At 50.2% G+C, this 16,050-nt stretch carries 11 protein-coding genes, 1 tRNA gene and 1 pseudogene; 7 read left to right on the forward strand and 6 right to left on the reverse strand.

The features are described from left to right. The 3 genes and pseudogenes from ACTHMC_RS14065 to ACTHMC_RS14075 form a co-directional block, all read left to right on the forward strand. A pseudogene (locus tag ACTHMC_RS14065) lies at window positions 1–260 on the forward strand (sterol desaturase family protein); the annotation flags it as partial. A 17-nt stretch (window positions 261–277) separates the two neighbouring features. Continuing rightward, a tRNA-Cys gene (locus ACTHMC_RS14070) sits at window positions 278–348 on the forward strand. 261 nt (window positions 349–609) lie between these two features. Next, complete coding sequence (locus ACTHMC_RS14075) at window positions 610–1,347, forward strand: DUF72 domain-containing protein (protein WP_440413907.1); 738 nt, start codon at window positions 610–612, stop codon at window positions 1,345–1,347. Window positions 1,348–1,367: 20 nt separating this feature from the next. Here the strand turns inward: ACTHMC_RS14075 and ACTHMC_RS14080 are convergent, their stop codons facing one another. From ACTHMC_RS14080 to clpB, 3 genes are all read right to left on the reverse strand, one after another. Continuing rightward, window positions 1,368–3,287: a hypothetical protein gene (locus ACTHMC_RS14080; protein WP_440413909.1), complete on the reverse strand. Its 1,920-nt coding sequence runs from the start codon at window positions 3,285–3,287 to the stop codon at window positions 1,368–1,370. Window positions 3,288–3,971: 684 nt separating this feature from the next. Continuing rightward, on the reverse strand, window positions 3,972–4,547 hold the full coding sequence (locus tag ACTHMC_RS14085; RefSeq protein WP_440413911.1) for a DsbA family protein: 576 nt from the start codon (window positions 4,545–4,547) through the stop codon (window positions 3,972–3,974). A gap of 166 nt (window positions 4,548–4,713) precedes the next feature. Next, window positions 4,714–7,359 (reverse strand): ATP-dependent chaperone ClpB, encoded by a 2,646-nt coding sequence (gene clpB / locus ACTHMC_RS14090; protein WP_440413913.1) that lies wholly within the window; start codon window positions 7,357–7,359, stop codon window positions 4,714–4,716. A gap of 263 nt (window positions 7,360–7,622) precedes the next feature. Between clpB and ACTHMC_RS14095 the strand changes: the two genes are divergently transcribed. After that, window positions 7,623–8,648 (forward strand): serine hydrolase domain-containing protein, encoded by a 1,026-nt coding sequence (locus tag ACTHMC_RS14095; protein WP_440413914.1) that lies wholly within the window; start codon window positions 7,623–7,625, stop codon window positions 8,646–8,648. A 132-nt stretch (window positions 8,649–8,780) separates the two neighbouring features. On the opposite strand, the gene ACTHMC_RS14100 is transcribed toward ACTHMC_RS14095, so the two are convergent. Continuing rightward, window positions 8,781–10,499: a sodium/sugar symporter gene (locus ACTHMC_RS14100; protein WP_440413916.1), complete on the reverse strand. Its 1,719-nt coding sequence runs from the start codon at window positions 10,497–10,499 to the stop codon at window positions 8,781–8,783. 126 nt (window positions 10,500–10,625) lie between these two features. Here ACTHMC_RS14100 and queG point away from each other — a divergent pair, with 126 nt between their 5' ends. After that, window positions 10,626–11,585 (forward strand): tRNA epoxyqueuosine(34) reductase QueG, encoded by a 960-nt coding sequence (gene queG, locus ACTHMC_RS14105; protein WP_440413918.1) that lies wholly within the window; start codon window positions 10,626–10,628, stop codon window positions 11,583–11,585. Between the two features lie 3 nt (window positions 11,586–11,588). Here queG and ACTHMC_RS14110 read toward each other — a convergent pair whose 3' ends face one another. Together ACTHMC_RS14110 and ACTHMC_RS14115 are read right to left on the reverse strand one after the other, a co-directional pair. Continuing rightward, window positions 11,589–13,364, reverse strand: a complete 1,776-nt coding sequence (locus ACTHMC_RS14110) for a hypothetical protein (RefSeq protein WP_440413920.1) — start codon at window positions 13,362–13,364, stop codon at window positions 11,589–11,591. Further along, window positions 13,351–13,914, reverse strand: coding sequence for an RNA polymerase sigma factor (locus tag ACTHMC_RS14115; protein ID WP_440413922.1), 564 nt, complete (start codon window positions 13,912–13,914; stop codon window positions 13,351–13,353). The genes ACTHMC_RS14110 and ACTHMC_RS14115 overlap by 14 nt, the downstream gene beginning before the upstream one ends. 87 nt (window positions 13,915–14,001) lie before the next feature. On the opposite strand from ACTHMC_RS14115, the gene bioA reads away from it, so the two are divergent. Beyond that, the gene (gene bioA / locus ACTHMC_RS14120; RefSeq protein ID WP_440413924.1) at window positions 14,002–15,270 is read left to right on the forward strand and encodes an adenosylmethionine--8-amino-7-oxononanoate transaminase; all 1,269 of its coding nucleotides are present in this window, start codon (window positions 14,002–14,004) and stop codon (window positions 15,268–15,270) included. 101 nt (window positions 15,271–15,371) lie between these two features. Beyond that, complete coding sequence (locus tag ACTHMC_RS14125) at window positions 15,372–15,986, forward strand: hypothetical protein (protein ID WP_440413925.1); 615 nt, start codon at window positions 15,372–15,374, stop codon at window positions 15,984–15,986. The last annotated feature ends 64 nt before the right edge of the window (window positions 15,987–16,050 follow it).

Consider the following 16,050-nt stretch of genomic DNA (forward strand, 5'->3'; position numbering starts at 1 on the left):
ATATACCCTTGACACAGCAGGTGCTGATATCACTGGGACTGATCCTTACACTGATCAACTGCGGCGCCATCATGGAACAGAAGAAATGGGTGTTTTACCTTGAATTCCTCCGGCTGCTCACCGTGGCATCCGGAGCAGTGATCGCCTACCCTGCGGGATGGCTAAGTATACTGTTGCTGCTGGCAGCGCTGCTGATGATCAGGTATTTTGAAACTATCCGGGAATTCTACCTGTACTGGGTTTACCAGCGCAGGCAATAACCCACTAAACTGATACGAGTTACGTGGCCGAGAGGCGAGGCGAAGGTACGCAAGACCTTCTACGGAGGTTCGAATCCTCCCGTAACTGCTATTTGCATCGGTTCAATATCATTGAGCCCCAGGGCGATGTTTCTACATCGCCTTTCAAAAGATTGTGACGGACAACGTCATACTGTACTGAAAATTGTGTTTTTTTCATATGGCAAGCAATCGTTGATGAGAGGCGGTGTTTCTACACTGCCTTCTTTTTTTGTCATTTGATGGTAGTTTTTGATAATATAGAATTGTATCTTTAATAGGTGCTTAAGATATCAGAGGGTGGCCCGAATTTTAGAAGAATCCTACGGTTATGGCAACTACAATCAAATGGCGGATCGGCTGTTCCGGCTTTCACTACCGCGAGTGGAAAGACCTCTTTTATCCCCCGGAAACGCCCCAGCGAAAATGGTTCGATTACTATTGCACCAGGTTCAATACACTGGAACTCAACTACACTTTCTACCGCTTCCCGCAGATAGCCCCGCTGGAAAGCTGGTATGACAAAAGCCCGCCCTCCTTCAATTTCTCTATCAAAGCACCCCGGCTCATCACCCACTTCAAACAGTTCAAAGACGTTCGCCCACTACTTGACGATTTCTATAATGTAGCGAAACAGGGGCTGAAAGACAAGCTGGGCCCCATTTTGTTCCAGTTCCACCCCAAGACCGTTTACAGCCCGGAATTACTGGAAGAGATCCTCTCTCAACTCAACAATACCGTTACCAATGTACTCGAATTCCGTGACGCCAGCTGGTGGCGCCAGGAAGTGATACAGGCGCTCACCGCACAGAACGTGGTTTTCTGCGGCATCAGCCATCCCCATCTTCCTGACACTACCATCATCAACCAGCCACTGGTATATTACCATTTCCATGGTGTGCCTGTTTTGTACAAGAGCGAGTATTCAGAAAAATTCCTTGACACGGTGAGCGAACATATAATTGCCGATGACCGCGTGCAGGAAGCGTATCTCTACTTCAACAATACGGCAAAAGGGCATGCCATCCGGAATGCATTGTATTTACAGGATAAATTACAACATGGATAAACCTTTACGCTCCCGATCTTTTAGTTGGCAATGATGATCTCAGGTCTTTTGATGATCTGGGTATTGTACTTGAATTTCACGTTAGTATTGAAATCGACGCGCCAGTGCGAGCCATAAAAATTTGCACGCGGAAAGAAATGCGCTTTCAGCTCCAGCGTACCGAAGATCAGACTCTCGTTACGCGCCCGCAAACCCGCACCAATGCTCTGGTACAGGTCACTCTTAGCCAATTTCTCATAAGGAGGTGTGAGCAACGTGAAATTAGCGAATGCAAAAGGCGCAAAACGGAAATTGATGAAGGTCCAGGGACTGAAAAACACAGACTCGCCTTTAAGCGTAGCACGCAGATCCCCTCCGATCTTTCTGCCGTTGTGCAGTTCAGGGATCCCGAAACCACTCTCCAGGAACAGGTCCTCATTCAGCTCTTTATTGATCTGTCCTGTTATACCAACGTTGATGAACGAGCGCTGTTTCCATTTGGAACCCATCGACCGCAACCTGCTGAAAAAATCCAGGTTGGCCAGGATATCCACATCCTGCAGGGTGGTCCTGAACCAGTAGCCCCCGGCCCTGAACGTGAAATTGAGATAACTCTCTCTTTCAGTAAAATAGTTCCTGGATATATCCACTCCCATATAAGGCCTCTCCAGGCCATTCTTTTTTGTCCAGCCTGCAGTAGCCGTGACATCCATTCCCTCGGGAACGTCCTCCGACCTGCCGAAACCATAGATATAACGGGTTTTATAGAAGTTCTGTCCGAATATACTCAGCGATCCCAGCACCCCATAAAGGTCTGCATACATGGCGTCATACTCTCTTTTGAATTTATCGGGGATCAACTCAAATCTTTTCTTCATCACACGTACACCCAGAATGGTACGGAGACGGTCATCGTCATTCTTTAAATTAAGCAGCTTGAATGCCCCTGTATTCCAACCCAGCCAGGCATCGTAATTATAATACTTGTACATGAAGTCCTCCCTGTAAATCGAGTCTCCCAGGTACTGGTTCTCCGTTTCATGCCATGCCAGTTCCGCCGCATAGGTGAATTTCGTATACTGGTTAACGAGAGGGCGTATCAGCCTTGTATAAAAAGTGGTCTCTTCATCCCTTCCGCTATTGAAACCATCAGCAAAATTCTTATAGCCTACATAGCCATCGATAAAGGAGCCCGCGATATTCCGCTTGATGAATTCCATGCCATACCCTACCCGGTCTACCCTCCTTGTGTCATAAGATAAAGAGCCCAGGAGCCTGTCGCCCCATCCGCCCAGGTTATCCTCCTTCAGACTCACATCAAAGCTTTGCTGATTGCGCAGATGCAGGGATCCACCGATACTCAGTACATCCTTTGTCAATACGATCACATCCACGGAATCATAACTATTCTCCGTCGGCTCTATGATAATACGTGCATCCTGTAAGTAAGGCTGATCGCGCAGGTGCCTTTCATTATCAGCAAAGAGGTATGACTCTACCTTGTCTCCTTTTTTGAAGAACAGGTTATTGCGGATCACATAGCCCCTGGTTTTATGGTGAAAGGAATTAGCCAGCCTGGTAAGCCAGCTTTTATAGGTTTTATTGGTATCTGTAATGGCTGTACCGAAATCCAGTCCTTTTATGATCACATTCCGGATGGGCCTGCCATGGTAGATGCTGAACACAAGGTCATTCCTGATAGGTGTCAGGGCGGCTATATTTTCCCGCAAGGTATCCCTCAGCAGGTTCCTGCCCAGCTTGCCGATCAGTCCTTTTCTTTTGAGGATGAAACTGTCGATCCCCTGCCGCCGGGGAACCGTATCTGTGGGTGCAGCCTGCACTTTACGCGGCCTGGTTGTATCCGCCTGTACACCATAAGTCCAATCGCGGGAGCTCACTGAAACCGTAACCCGTTCTTTTCCTGCACCCATACCTGCCAGGCAGACTCCTCCTGCCAGCATATTCCCGGTGCAAAAAATTATAATGAACAAGTAGCTTATCCTCATGTATCTCCGCCTTATGGGTAGCAAAATAAGCTTTTAACACAAATTAGCTGCCAGCATGAGGGAGGGAGGGGCGATTGTTAGGAGTGCATTAACAAGAAAGCCGCCTGGGTTGAGTTTCAGGGGCGTTCAGGTTGGGGGGCGGTGGTTGCAAAACAAACCACACCTATTTGGGGTGCTATGGAGGTATTGTAAGGAAAGATGGGGCTGTAGTAGTGGAGCCGGGCTTTTTCGCTTATGTTTTGGAGACCACCTCCTCCCCACCCTGAACGCCATCGGCACCCGGGAGGTGCGGCATGTTAATGCATCTACACAATTGGGAGAGAGGGATGGGATAAAACTTCGGGAAGGTGGAGGAATAGCGTTACAATTTTAGTATGAAAAGAAGAAACAATTATCCATTACCGTTATTACCTATATTAAAAACCGTTAGAACCATATAGGCCCCCTGTCGCCATTAATAAAACGCTGCGAGGCTTCCCCAGCCCGGCCCTCCACTACAGCTCCATCCAAGAACTATAAGGTGTGGGTATGTTTTCCCGACCGGGCACCATATGACCTAAGCGCCCGCGGCCCAGGGACTACAACTCAAAGCCCCAACAACCAAACAAATCCACCAAAGAAAAAGCCCGATCCTTCGGATCAGGCTCTCTGCTTAACGGCCGTTTTCTTCTTACTGCTTCGCAGCGCTTCTTCAATGGCTGCCGACAGTCCGGGATATGTGATCTTACCGGTATATAGTTCATTATTGATCAGAAAGGCCGGAACGTCCCTGATGCCTTTGTTGAGTCCTTCCAACAGGTCGTTGCGTACGGTCCATCCGTAAAGGGAATCAACCAGCTTGGGCAGGAAATTCTTGTCCATGGCACCCGCTTCGCGTGCGTATTCCCGTAAGCTGATGCTACCGAGCTGCGTGCGGTGGGCGAAGAGCAGGTTATGCATTTCCCAGAATTTTCCTTCCTGGGCCGCTCCAACACTGGCTTCCGCGGCTTTCTGCGCGCGCTGGTGCACCTGGGTGAGCGGGAAGTGACGGAAATTGAATCTCACTTTACCTTCATAGGTGTCCAGGATTTTTTTCACTACTTCATGGGCCTTTGCACAGGGCTCACTCTCGTAGTCTCCAAATTCCACCAGGGATACGGGCGCATCTGCGGCCCCTACCCAGATGTCTTTGGGAGGTTTGATCTCGATGATCTTTGGTTTGTTGTTTGCTGCCATATGATTGTGTCTCCTTTTTTATTAGTTCACAGGATTTCCGGCAACAGTAGGTTGGTTAGTTATATAACATTTATTAAGATGATGTTGTTCGTGGGCAGGTTGCACAAAAACAGCAATGTCATCCCGCAACGGCGGAATGACATTGCTGTTCAGCACTTAAGGCTGTTTATTTGGAAGCCGCTTTTTCTATTTTATCGTCCTGCGGCTTTGAATTGGCTTCGTTACGGAACACTACTACCCCATCGAACACATCTACCAGTACCGGTTGCGATTTATCTACATCTCCCGCCAGGATCCTGCGGCTGAGCTGGTTCACGATCTCTTTCTGCACCAGTCTTTTCAGCGGTCTGGCGCCGAACTGTGGATCGAAACCATTTTCAGCCAGGTAATCGATGGCGTACTCACTGAACTGAAGATTGATGCCATTCTGGGCAACCAGTCTCTTCAGGTTGTTGAGCTGGATATGGATGATGCCTTTTATTTCTTTCTTCAGCAGTGGCTGGAACATGATGATCTCATCCACGCGGTTGAGGAACTCGGGACGGATCGTTTCCCTGAGCAGTCCCATCACATCGCCTTTGGCTTTCTCAGTCACTTCATCCCGGTTCTTTTCAGTAACATTTTCAAATGCTTCCTGGATGATATTGCTACCGATATTGCTGGTCATGATGATGATGGTATTCTTGAAGTTCACGATCCGGCCTTTGTTATCGGTGAGCCTTCCATCGTCCAGCACCTGCAACAGGATATTCCATACATCGGGATGTGCTTTTTCGATCTCGTCGAGCAGCACAACGCTGTAGGGTTTGCGGCGAACGGCTTCGGTAAGCTGACCGCCTTCATCGTATCCAACATATCCGGGAGGGGCACCTACCAGTCGGGACACGGAATGTTTCTCCTGGTATTCACTCATATCGATGCGCGTCATCATGCTTTCATCATCGAAGAGGTATTCTGCCAGCGCTTTCGCCAGCTCTGTTTTACCAACACCGGTAGTACCCAGGAAAATGAAGGAGCCGATGGGCTTTTTGGGATCCTGGAGGCCGGCGCGGCTTCTGCGGATGGCATCAGCAACGGCTGTGATGGCTTCTTCCTGTCCTACCACGCGTTGGTGCAGGTGGTCTTCCAGTTGAAGGAGTTTCTCTTTCTCGCTTTGCATCATGCGGGTAACGGGGATACCGGTGGCTTTGGCAACGGTTTCCGCAATATCTTCTGCATCCACTTCTTCTTTCAGCATTCTCTTTTCATTGATGCCTGCCAGTTCTTCCGAATACTTTGCGATCACCTGTTCCTGCTCTTTCACTTTGCCATAGCGGATCTCAGCAACCTTGCCATAGTCGCCGTTACGCTCAGCGCGTTCGGCTTCCTGCTTAAGGGTTTCGATGCTGGCTTTGGCGCTCTGCACTTTTTCCACGATCTCTTTCTCTTCTTTCCACTTGGCGCGCAGCGTATCACGCTCTACGCTGAGGTTGGCGATCTCGGTATTGAGCTCATGTAATTTCTCTTCGTCGTTTTCGCGTTTGATAGCCTCGCGTTCGATCTCCAGCTGGCGGATCTGGCGCTCCTGGCGATCCAGTTCTTCCGGCATACTGTTCATTTCAAGGCGCAGTTTTGCGGCGCTTTCATCGATCAGATCGATGGCTTTATCGGGCAGGAAACGATCGGTGATATAGCGGTGTGATAATTCAACCGCTGCTATGATGGCTTCATCCTTGATGCGAACATGGTGATAGGTCTCATACCTGTCTTTCAGTCCGCGGAGGATGGAGATGGTGTCTTCCACTGTGGGCTCTTCGATCATCACTTTCTGGAAGCGGCGTTCGAGGGCTTTGTCCTTTTCAAAGAATTTCTGGTATTCGTTGAGCGTGGTGGCTCCGATGGCACGGAGCTCTCCGCGGGCGAGTGCAGGCTTGAGGATATTGGCTGCATCCATGGCACCTTCGCCGCCGCCGGCTCCCACCAGGGTATGGATCTCGTCGATGAAGAGGATGATCTCTCCGTCGCTGCCGGTCACTTCTTTGATAACGCCTTTCAGCCTTTCTTCAAATTCACCTTTGTATTTGGCGCCGGCGATGAGTTGCCCCATGTCCAGTGCATAGATGATCTTGCTGCGAAGGTTTTCAGGAACATCGCCATTGATGATACGGTGTGCGAGCCCTTCCACGATGGCTGTTTTACCAACACCGGGCTCACCCACCAGGATGGGGTTGTTCTTGCTGCGGCGGCTGAGGATATGCAGGGTCCTGCGGATCTCTTCATCCCGGCCGATCACGGGATCGAGCTTACCGGCACGGGCCGCTTCGTTGAGGTTCTTCGCGTATTTATTGAGAGCATTGAATTGCGTGTCCTGTGTCTGGCTTTTGATGGTATCGCCTTTGCGGAGCTCTTTGATGGCGGCGGTGAGACCGTTCTCGGTGAGGCCGGCATCTTTGAGCAGTTTGGCGGCATTGTCGTTGCCTTGCAGGATAGCCAGGAGCAGGTGCTCCACGCTCACGAATTCATCGTTGAACTGCTTGAGCACGGCGCCTGCACGCAGTACGGCGTTATTGGCATCACGACCGATCATCTGGGCCGGCGTAACGCCACCTGATGTTTTCGGCAAGCGGTCGATGCTTTCCTGGAGTTTTGTGTCCAGAACATTCACCGTTACATTGTTCTTTTTGAGCAGGTAATCCACAGGGGAATCTTCCTGGTCGAGCAGGCTTTTGAGCAGGTGCTCTGTTTCTATATTCACACTATTATTATTGAAAGCGATCTGTTGCGCCTGCGCGATCGCTTCCTGTGCTTTGATGGTAAAATTGTTCAGATTCATATATTCCCTCCTTTTGATGCCGGTCAGCGTTGAGAGCCTGAGCGGCTTTATTATAGCAGCAAATGATAAACCAGCCCCTGCAATCCCGCATTTATGTCATTAAAAATCAATAAAATCTGCCTGAAATGCAGTGCTTTGCAAAAACTGCTGCAATAGTTGCAGAAGAATATCCGTTTGCTGTTGGGTGATTAACAGCATTACCATCGTTAGTGTTTTTAAAATATCTTTAAAGCATAGAACAGTTAGCCCTAATTCCTGAAAATATGTTAGCAAGAATCAGCTTTATCTGCCTCTTCATGCTGCAACTGCATGTTGCATTAGCCCAGCCTGATCTCTCCGGTGCAGGATCCCTTCTCGAAAAAAACCAGAAAGCCCTTGGCAAAACCGTTGCCCTTGTCTGGAAAGATGGCAAGATCATCTACCAGAAAGAGATCGGTGCAGACTTCAACGCCAAATCCCCGGCCCCTGTAGCAGCTTCCACGCAGTGGCTGACCGCAGCAGTGGTAATGACATTCGTGGATGAGGGCAGGATCTCCCTCGACGATCCCGTTGGCAAATACATCCCCGCTTTCAATAAGTACATGAAAAGTTATCTCACGGTGAGGCAATGCCTCACCCATCTGACTGGCTTTGAGCGGGAAAAAGGACTAAGTGCCAAACTCGGTTTCGGCCGCAAATACCAGACCCTGGAAGACCAGGTGAACGACCTCGCTTCCAAGGAAATCAGCAATAATGCCGGTGAAGCTTATTTCTATGGCAATTACGGTCCGGCCATTGCCGCGAGGGTGATTGAAATAGTTGGCAAGAAAGCCTTTGAACGCCTGGCAGCGGAGCGTGTATTCAGGCCCTGCAAAATGCGCAATACCAATTTTGGTTTCGATGGCAAGAGTCCCAACCCGGGTTTCGGTGCGCAGTCTACCGCTAACGACTACCTGAACTTCCTGGTGATGCTGCTCAATGGCGGCAGTTTTGAAGGCAAGAAAGTATTGAGTGAAGAGGCCATTAAAGAACTGCATCGCGCACAACTGGGATCAGAGCCGGTGAAATACAAGCCTGAAGCCGTTGCGCAATTTGATGTTACGCTGGGCGCATATGTGCAGGAGAAAGATGCAGCAGGCAATAACAAAGTGATCAGTTGCCCATCGCTCGGCGGCACCTGGCCGTATATCGACTTCTGCAGGAAATATGCAGCTATCATTTTTGTGGAAGAAGCAAAGAACGAAGTGAAGAAAGACATCGCCCTTCAATTCAAGGAAAAAGTGGATGAAGCGCTGGGCGAATGCCAATAATTGCAAGTAATATGTAGTCGGAGAGCTGGCAGTCGCCCGCGTCCCCGCGGGTTACCGGGCACTGCGAAAAAAACGGGGGCTGGCTTTTAAAGGCCAGCCCCTCTTTATTCGAAGAAGAAGAAGAAACTTTTATTACCAGAACCGCACGTAGATGGCGGCGATGATACCCAGGATCACCAGGATCATGGCCATCATCCCAGGCGATACCCTGAACATGCTCTTATCGTACTGAGTGGCTTTGGGATTGTGCTTACCGGCAGGGTCGAGCAATGAGATCACGGCCATGGCCGCCACCGTGATGAAGAATACCCAGCCCATGCTGGTGAGGAAGGGGATCTCGTAAATGCCATTGTTATCCGGGTTGGGATAAGCAGTGTACATCCAGGTATCGTTCCCGAACCATTTGGGCAGGTAGCCATTGAACAGAACGGAGAGCAGGAAGCCTCCCACGATGCCTACTACAGCTGCAAGGGACGTAGTGCGCTTCCAGAAGAATCCGAGCAGGAACACGGCGAAGATGCCGGGTGATACAAAGCCGGTGTACTTCTGGATGAAATTGAAACCTCCTTCGCCGCCGATATTCAGCCAGTCGTTCCAGGTGAACATGATGGCAATGATCATGGCCAGCAGCACAGTGAGCCTGCCAGTCCATACCAGTTTCTTTTCAGAAGCGTTGGCGCTTACATATTTTTTGTAGATATCCAGCGTAAAGATGGTGGAGATACTGTTTGCCTTTCCGGCAAGTGAAGCCACGATGGCTGCTGTTAGCGCCGCCATGGACAAACCTCTCAGCCCTTCAGGCAGGAAGCCCAGAACCGCAGAGTAAGCATTGTCTGCCCTCACTTTTCCACCAATGTCCATTGCCTGGGACACATCCTGGTTGCCATTTACATAGAGCACATAAGCAGCGATGCCGGGAAGCACCACAATGATCGGCATCATTACTTTCAGGAAGGCTGCAAAGAGGATACCCTTACGGGCTGTCTGTAGATCCGCACCCAGTGCGCGCTGTGTGATATACTGGTTACAACCCCAGTAGTTGAGGTTGGCCACCCACTGACCACCGAGCAGCATGGCGATACCCGGAAGACTGAGGTAATTTTTTATCTGGGCCTCGGAAGCGGTTTCCGTGGGTTTGTCGAATATCATATCGAAATGCTCGGGCGCTTTCTGGAACAGCTGGTTGATGCCGGCCAGCACATCCTTGCCGAAACCGAAATGCTCGCTTACTTTGGTGAGGGCCAGGTAAGTGGCAGCCAGACCGCCGATCACCAGGAAGATAACCTGGATCACATCGGTATAACCGATCACTTTCATACCTCCTAACGTGATCACCAGAGCGAAGATGGCCAGCAGGATCATGATGAGGTGGAAATATCCACCGCCCGCCAGGTTGTTGATTGCGATTGCGCCGAGGAATAAGATCGAAGTAAGATTGACGAATACGTAGAGGAAGAGCCAGAAGATGGCCATCAGCAAGGCCACATGCTCATTATACCGCTGCTTCAGGAACTGAGGCATGGTAAAAATGCGGTTCTTGAGGTAGATAGGCATGAAGAAGACAGCCACGATGATCAGACAGATAGCCGCCAGCCACTCGTAGGCAGAAATGGCCAGTCCCATGGAAAAGCCGCTGCCGCTCATTCCGATGAACTGCTCCGCAGAGATATTGCTCGCGATCATCGAAGCGCCGATGGCCCACCAGGTAAGAGCGCCCTCAGCCAGGAAAAAACTTTTGGAATCATTCTCTTTAGACTGGCGTTTCTTGTAAACCCAGTAACCGTATCCGGCCACAATGAAGAAGTAGATCAGAAAAACAAGATAATCACCTGTCCCCAGTTTATTGTTCATATAAGCAATCGTTTAGGGTGAAGGAACTAAAGTAGGAAAAAACAGTCATTTTATGCAAACGATTACATAAAATTTTTAGTCCATCCGGGAGCCTTCCCGTTCCTGCTCTCAACATCGCCTGAAACCTTGTACCTTGCAGTTGCGTCCAAACGCTTCATGAGCCCCGTTGAAAAACATACCATGATCATCAAGGCAGCCGCAACCCGGCTGGGTTTCAGCTATTGCGGTATCGCTCAGGCGCAGCCGCTGGATGAGGATGCCCGCCGCCTGGAAGCGTGGCTGAACAAGGGCATGCATGGCGGCATGAAGTATATGGAGAATCATTTTGAGCTGCGGGTCAACCCGGCAAAACTGGTCCCAGGTGCCCGCAGCGTGATCACCATGCTGATGAACTACTACCCGCAACAGCTGCAGACGGAAGAGGCAGTTAAGATCTCCAAATACGCCTACGGCAAGGATTACCATGAAGTGATCCGCGCCAAACTGAACCAGTTGCTGGCCATCATGAATGATGAGATCGGGGAAGTAACAGGAAGAGGATTTGTTGATTCGGCCCCCGTAATGGAAAGAAGCTGGGCGCAGCGGAGCGGACTGGGATGGATCGGCCGCAACGGAAACCTCATCAACAAACAACAGGGTTCTTTCTTTTTTATCGCCACCCTGATCGTTGACCTGCCTTTGTTGTATGATGATCCCATTGCAAAAGATTATTGCGGCACCTGCCGTAAATGCATCGACGCCTGCCCCACGGATGCGATCCAGGAAAACAAAGTGATCGACGGCAGCAAATGCATTTCCTATTTTACCATCGAACTGAAAGAGATGCTGATCCCTGAGGAGATGCAGGGGAAATTTGACGACTGGATGTTCGGCTGCGATACCTGCCAGGATGTTTGTCCCTGGAACCGCTTTTCTGTATCCACCTCCGAGCCTGAATTCACACCCATTCCCGAGTTACTTGAATTCTCCATCAATAACTGGGAAGAACTGACGGAAGAGAATTTCAAGAAGATCTTCCGCCACTCACCGCTGAAGCGCGCCAAATTCGACGGCATCCGCCGTAACCTGCGCTTCATTCAGCAATAGCTTTTATTTTTTGAGGAATACCTTCGCCCCCACTCCAAACTGCCAGAGGTGCTGACCTCCGGAGAGATCGCTCTTGAGCAGGTTGCTGAGCTGGTACTTGATGGTCGGACCGATCCAGACCGGGTGATTGCTTTCACCAAAGAGTTCCACATTCACACCAGCCGTAATACCAGCCTGCGTTTTATTGAAATACCTGAAGTCTTTGTAGTATACATCATTGCTTCCATCATAATGCAGGGCATTGGTGGACAGGAGTTGTGCAATGGAGAGACCACCATCCAGGATCAGTGGTAACTGGTCTTCACCCGTCATCCTCCAGTGGATCTTCACCGGTATTTCAATGAAGTGATATTTATTGGTGTAGTCATGCATGCTTGACCAACCTGGCGAAGTTGAAGCCATTATATTCTGCGGATTCAGTGCAAAGCTGCTGCTCCTGCCCTGCCAGTAACCATATACCACCTGGTCATAATTGGCATTGCTTACGGAGATGGCGTTACGGAAGTAATTGCCCACCTGCGTTTCCTGGCTGAAATAGCTGTACTGGATACCTGCGGACAGACTTACCCTGTTGCTGATCTTTTTCTGGGCAAAACCACCTGCCGACCATGACAATCCCATTTTAAGGGAAGCCGGTTTATTGGGTGGGAGTTGTGTAAAACCTGCCGGACCACCCAGGCTGCTGTTGGCACCGGGAGCGGGACTGGATTGCGCCAGGTCTTCCTGCTCCGTATTCTTTTTATCGAGCAGACTGAAGGGGCTTCCCTTTGAAATATGTGAAGCGCCGGCCTCTGCTACAATACCAAAGCTCCAGGTGGAAGGCTTGCGCTTAGGCGGCTCCGGTAGTTTGTTTGCTTTGGATGGCTTGTTTTCTTTTTTGGCTGTTAGCACGGGTTTCAGCGGGGTAAGGGGCTGGGCCTGCATATTGGAAGAATCCCGGATCACAACTTTTTGTGGCTCCGGATCTGATTGCGCCACATCATTTGTAGAATCAACTGCAGGTACAGAAGCCTGATGGTTCACCGGATCATTCTTTGCCATCTGATCCTCAGAATTGGCCACGGTAGGTTTACCTGAAGGTTTAACGCCTGCACTGGCCGTTACACCGGTTCCTTTTTTGTTGGAAGGTCCACTCGCTCTTTTATTTCCGGCTGCCGTTCTGATACCGGATGTTTTATTTCCATTCGGACCGTTGCCTACCAGCTCATTCTTCGGTTGTGGCTTCCTGTTAGTTACTACAGGTGCACCGTTCGTTTCCGCCTGTTCATTGACAGATGACCGTGCAGCCGGAGCTACAACAGGCTGCTTTGCAGCCAGGGTTTTGTTTTCATTCAAACCCGGCTTTGTGGTGGGCTGTGCGCCTGGTTCCGGTGTTTGTATAGCAGTATGCGGGTGTTGCACCGAAGGATGCTGCCCTCCCGTTTCAGGGGGATTGACGGATGCTGTTGCCGGCTCGATGCTCTGGGGAGTTGCGTTTACATCAGCATGTTCGCCGGAAGAGGAAGGTTCAGTAGTTGCAGAAGTAGTTGATTCAGTATTGGAATGAGTAGATTTCAATTCAGAGGCAGTGATATTATTGTTGTGAGAATTGTTTTCGAAAAGGAAGAATCCGCCCGCCGCAATGGTGAGCAAAAGCAGTGGCAACCAGAGGATCACGCGCCTGCGGCGTCGCTCCTTACGGATACGTTTATCCACTTTCGTCCATACAGCGTCGGAGGGCCGCAACCTCAGTTGCTCCATCTTCGACTGCACCTGTTTCTCAAAATCATGGTCGGACATACGATTCAGTTTTTGTTGTTTCCTGGTTGTTTTTTTTAAGCCAGGTTATCAGTAATGCACGCGCACGTGCATATTGAGATCTCGAAGTCCCTTCATTGATACCAAGGATCTTCCCGATCTCCACGTGTGAGAATCCCTCCACAGCGTGCATATTGAAAATGGTCTGGTAGCCGGTAGGCAATTGCCGGATCAGCTCAGCCAGGTCCTTTGCATGTAATAAAACTTCAGGGTTATCATCAGACACCGGGTGTAATCCGGGATCTGTATAAGCCAGGTCGTGCTGGTACCGGCTGTTCTTCTTGAGAAAGTTGAGGGCAGTATTCACCATGATCCTCCGGATCCATCCGCCCAGTTCGCCTTCCGACTTGAACTGGCCCAGGTGCGTGAACACCTTGATGAACCCCTCCTGCAACACATCTTCCGCATCGGCCATGGACTTGGTATAGCGATAGCAGACCCCTAACATACCCTCGGCAAAATGCTCATAGAGTTGTCGTTGGGCGTCGGGGCGGCCCTTCAAACATTCTTTTACCAGCCTGCTATAGTCCATCTTTCTTGTTTACCATGACATATTTCAGGTTGCCTCCGTTGCATGCCCTTCTTTTTTTGGGTAATGCCGAAGGCTTACCTTTGGATTATGAACACTGAATCGCTGATAACCAGGGATAAAAAGGTAATATGGCACCCTTTTACCCCGCAAAAGTATATGGCTGAGCCCATACCAATTGTTAAAGGTTCCGGCACGCTGCTGCAGGATTCCGATGGACGTGATTATATCGATGCCATCAGCAGCTGGTGGGTCACCCTTCACGGGCATGCCCATCCCTATATCGCCCAAAAGATCTTTGAACAGGCCAGTACCCTGGAACAGGTGATCTTTGCCGGCTTCACCCATGAGCCCGCCATCCGGCTGGCCGAAAGGGTCCTGGAGATCCTGCCTCCCGGTTTTTCACGTGTTTTTTACTCGGACAATGGCAGCACTTCCACCGAAGTGGCCCTCAAAATGAGTGTGCAGTACTGGTGGAACAAGGGTGAAAAAAAGCGCAACAAGATCCTGGCCTTCAATAATTCCTACCACGGAGACACTTTCGGGGCCATGAGCGTGAGCGACCGCTCCGTCTTCACCCTCGCCTTTCATGATAAATTGTTTGAAGTGATCTTCCTGGATGCACCGGAAACGGAGACCGCGGAATACGGTCTTCCCTGGGATGAGATCGCCTGCTTTATTTACGAACCCCTGGTTCAGGGAGCCGGTGGGATGAAGATGTACAGTGCAGCGGGACTGAACCATTTGATCAGCCTGTGCCGCCAGCACCAGGTGATCTGTATTGCCGATGAAGTGATGACGGGCTTTGGCCGCACCGGAAAACTTTTCGCATCCCTCTACATGCAGGAACAACCCGATATCGTCTGCCTTTCCAAAGGCCTCACCGGCGGTACCATGCCACTCAGCATCACGGCCTGCAAACCTGAGATCTATCAAGCTTTCGTGCAGGACGATCTGCTGAAGACCTTCTTCCATGGCCATTCCTACACCGCCAATCCCATTGCCTGCGCCGCCGCACTGGCCAGCCTCGACCTGCTGCTGAAACCTGAATGCCAGGAACAGATCCGAGGCATTGAGGAGCAGCACCAGGGTTTTAAGGCACAATTGCAGGCGAGCCGCTTACCGGTACGCAACCTTCGCGTGCTGGGCACCATCATTGCATTTGAGGTTGATAAGGGCCGCGATGAGTACCTGAACAATATCAGTACGGTGATCACAAAAAAAGCAATTTCGAAAGGCGTATACCTGCGACCGTTAGGAAACACCCTGTACCTGATGCCGCCGTATTGTATCACCATGGCGGAACTGAACCAGGTATACAGCACCATCATCAGTATTTTGCAGGAGCTTGCAGGCTGATCAGATTTGAAGTAAATTAGCAGGGTACCGCCAGTCGCCCGCGTCCCCGCGAGTGACTTCTATTTGTTCGCCTCCGGCGAACTTCACCAACCCGGAAAACAATGAAGACTTTTGTACATATATCCATTCTTGTTTTATCTGCCTTGCTATGGCAGGCCTGTAAGGAAAAGCCGAAGCCCGCTGCTAATCCGGCAACCAATATCCCCATTGTGCTGGAAGGTAAACATGTGGATGTCAGCAGCCTGTACAAAAGAAATAAAGAAGCGCTGATAGAATCGCTGTATCAGGAACTGATCAGCAAATCGGAGGAACTGAAACAACTGGATGCGGAAATAAAAGGAATTGCCCAGTTGCAGAAGCAGGCCACAGACAGCTTCCACCTGTTTGATAGCAAGAACCGTGCTTATTATGAATCGGCCCTGCTCAGCACCACCAATATCCGCGATTCCATCTTCAGAAAAAAAGTGCAGGGCATCATCAATGAAAGCTTTAACGCCTATAAAACACAGATCCTTCCACACCAGCAGCTGGATAGCCTGCTTTCCCAAAAAAACACCACTATTACAGACCTGTATACCTTACTCAAAGTAGTAAAAACATTACCGGCCATGCACAATTTCCAGGAAGAGCGCTTGCCGGGCACTGGAACGGCGGAAGCTTTCAGCAGGCAGCTGGATAGCCTCGTGCAGAAACTGTATACGCTTACAAAGAAATAATTCCGCTCGCAGTGCCCAGTCGTTCGCGGGGACGCGAGCGACTGGGCACACCCTGCAAAAAAAG

The sequence above is a fragment of the Pseudobacter sp. genome, from assembly GCF_051955275.1.
Classification (GTDB): Bacteria; Bacteroidota; Bacteroidia; order Chitinophagales; family Chitinophagaceae; genus Pseudobacter.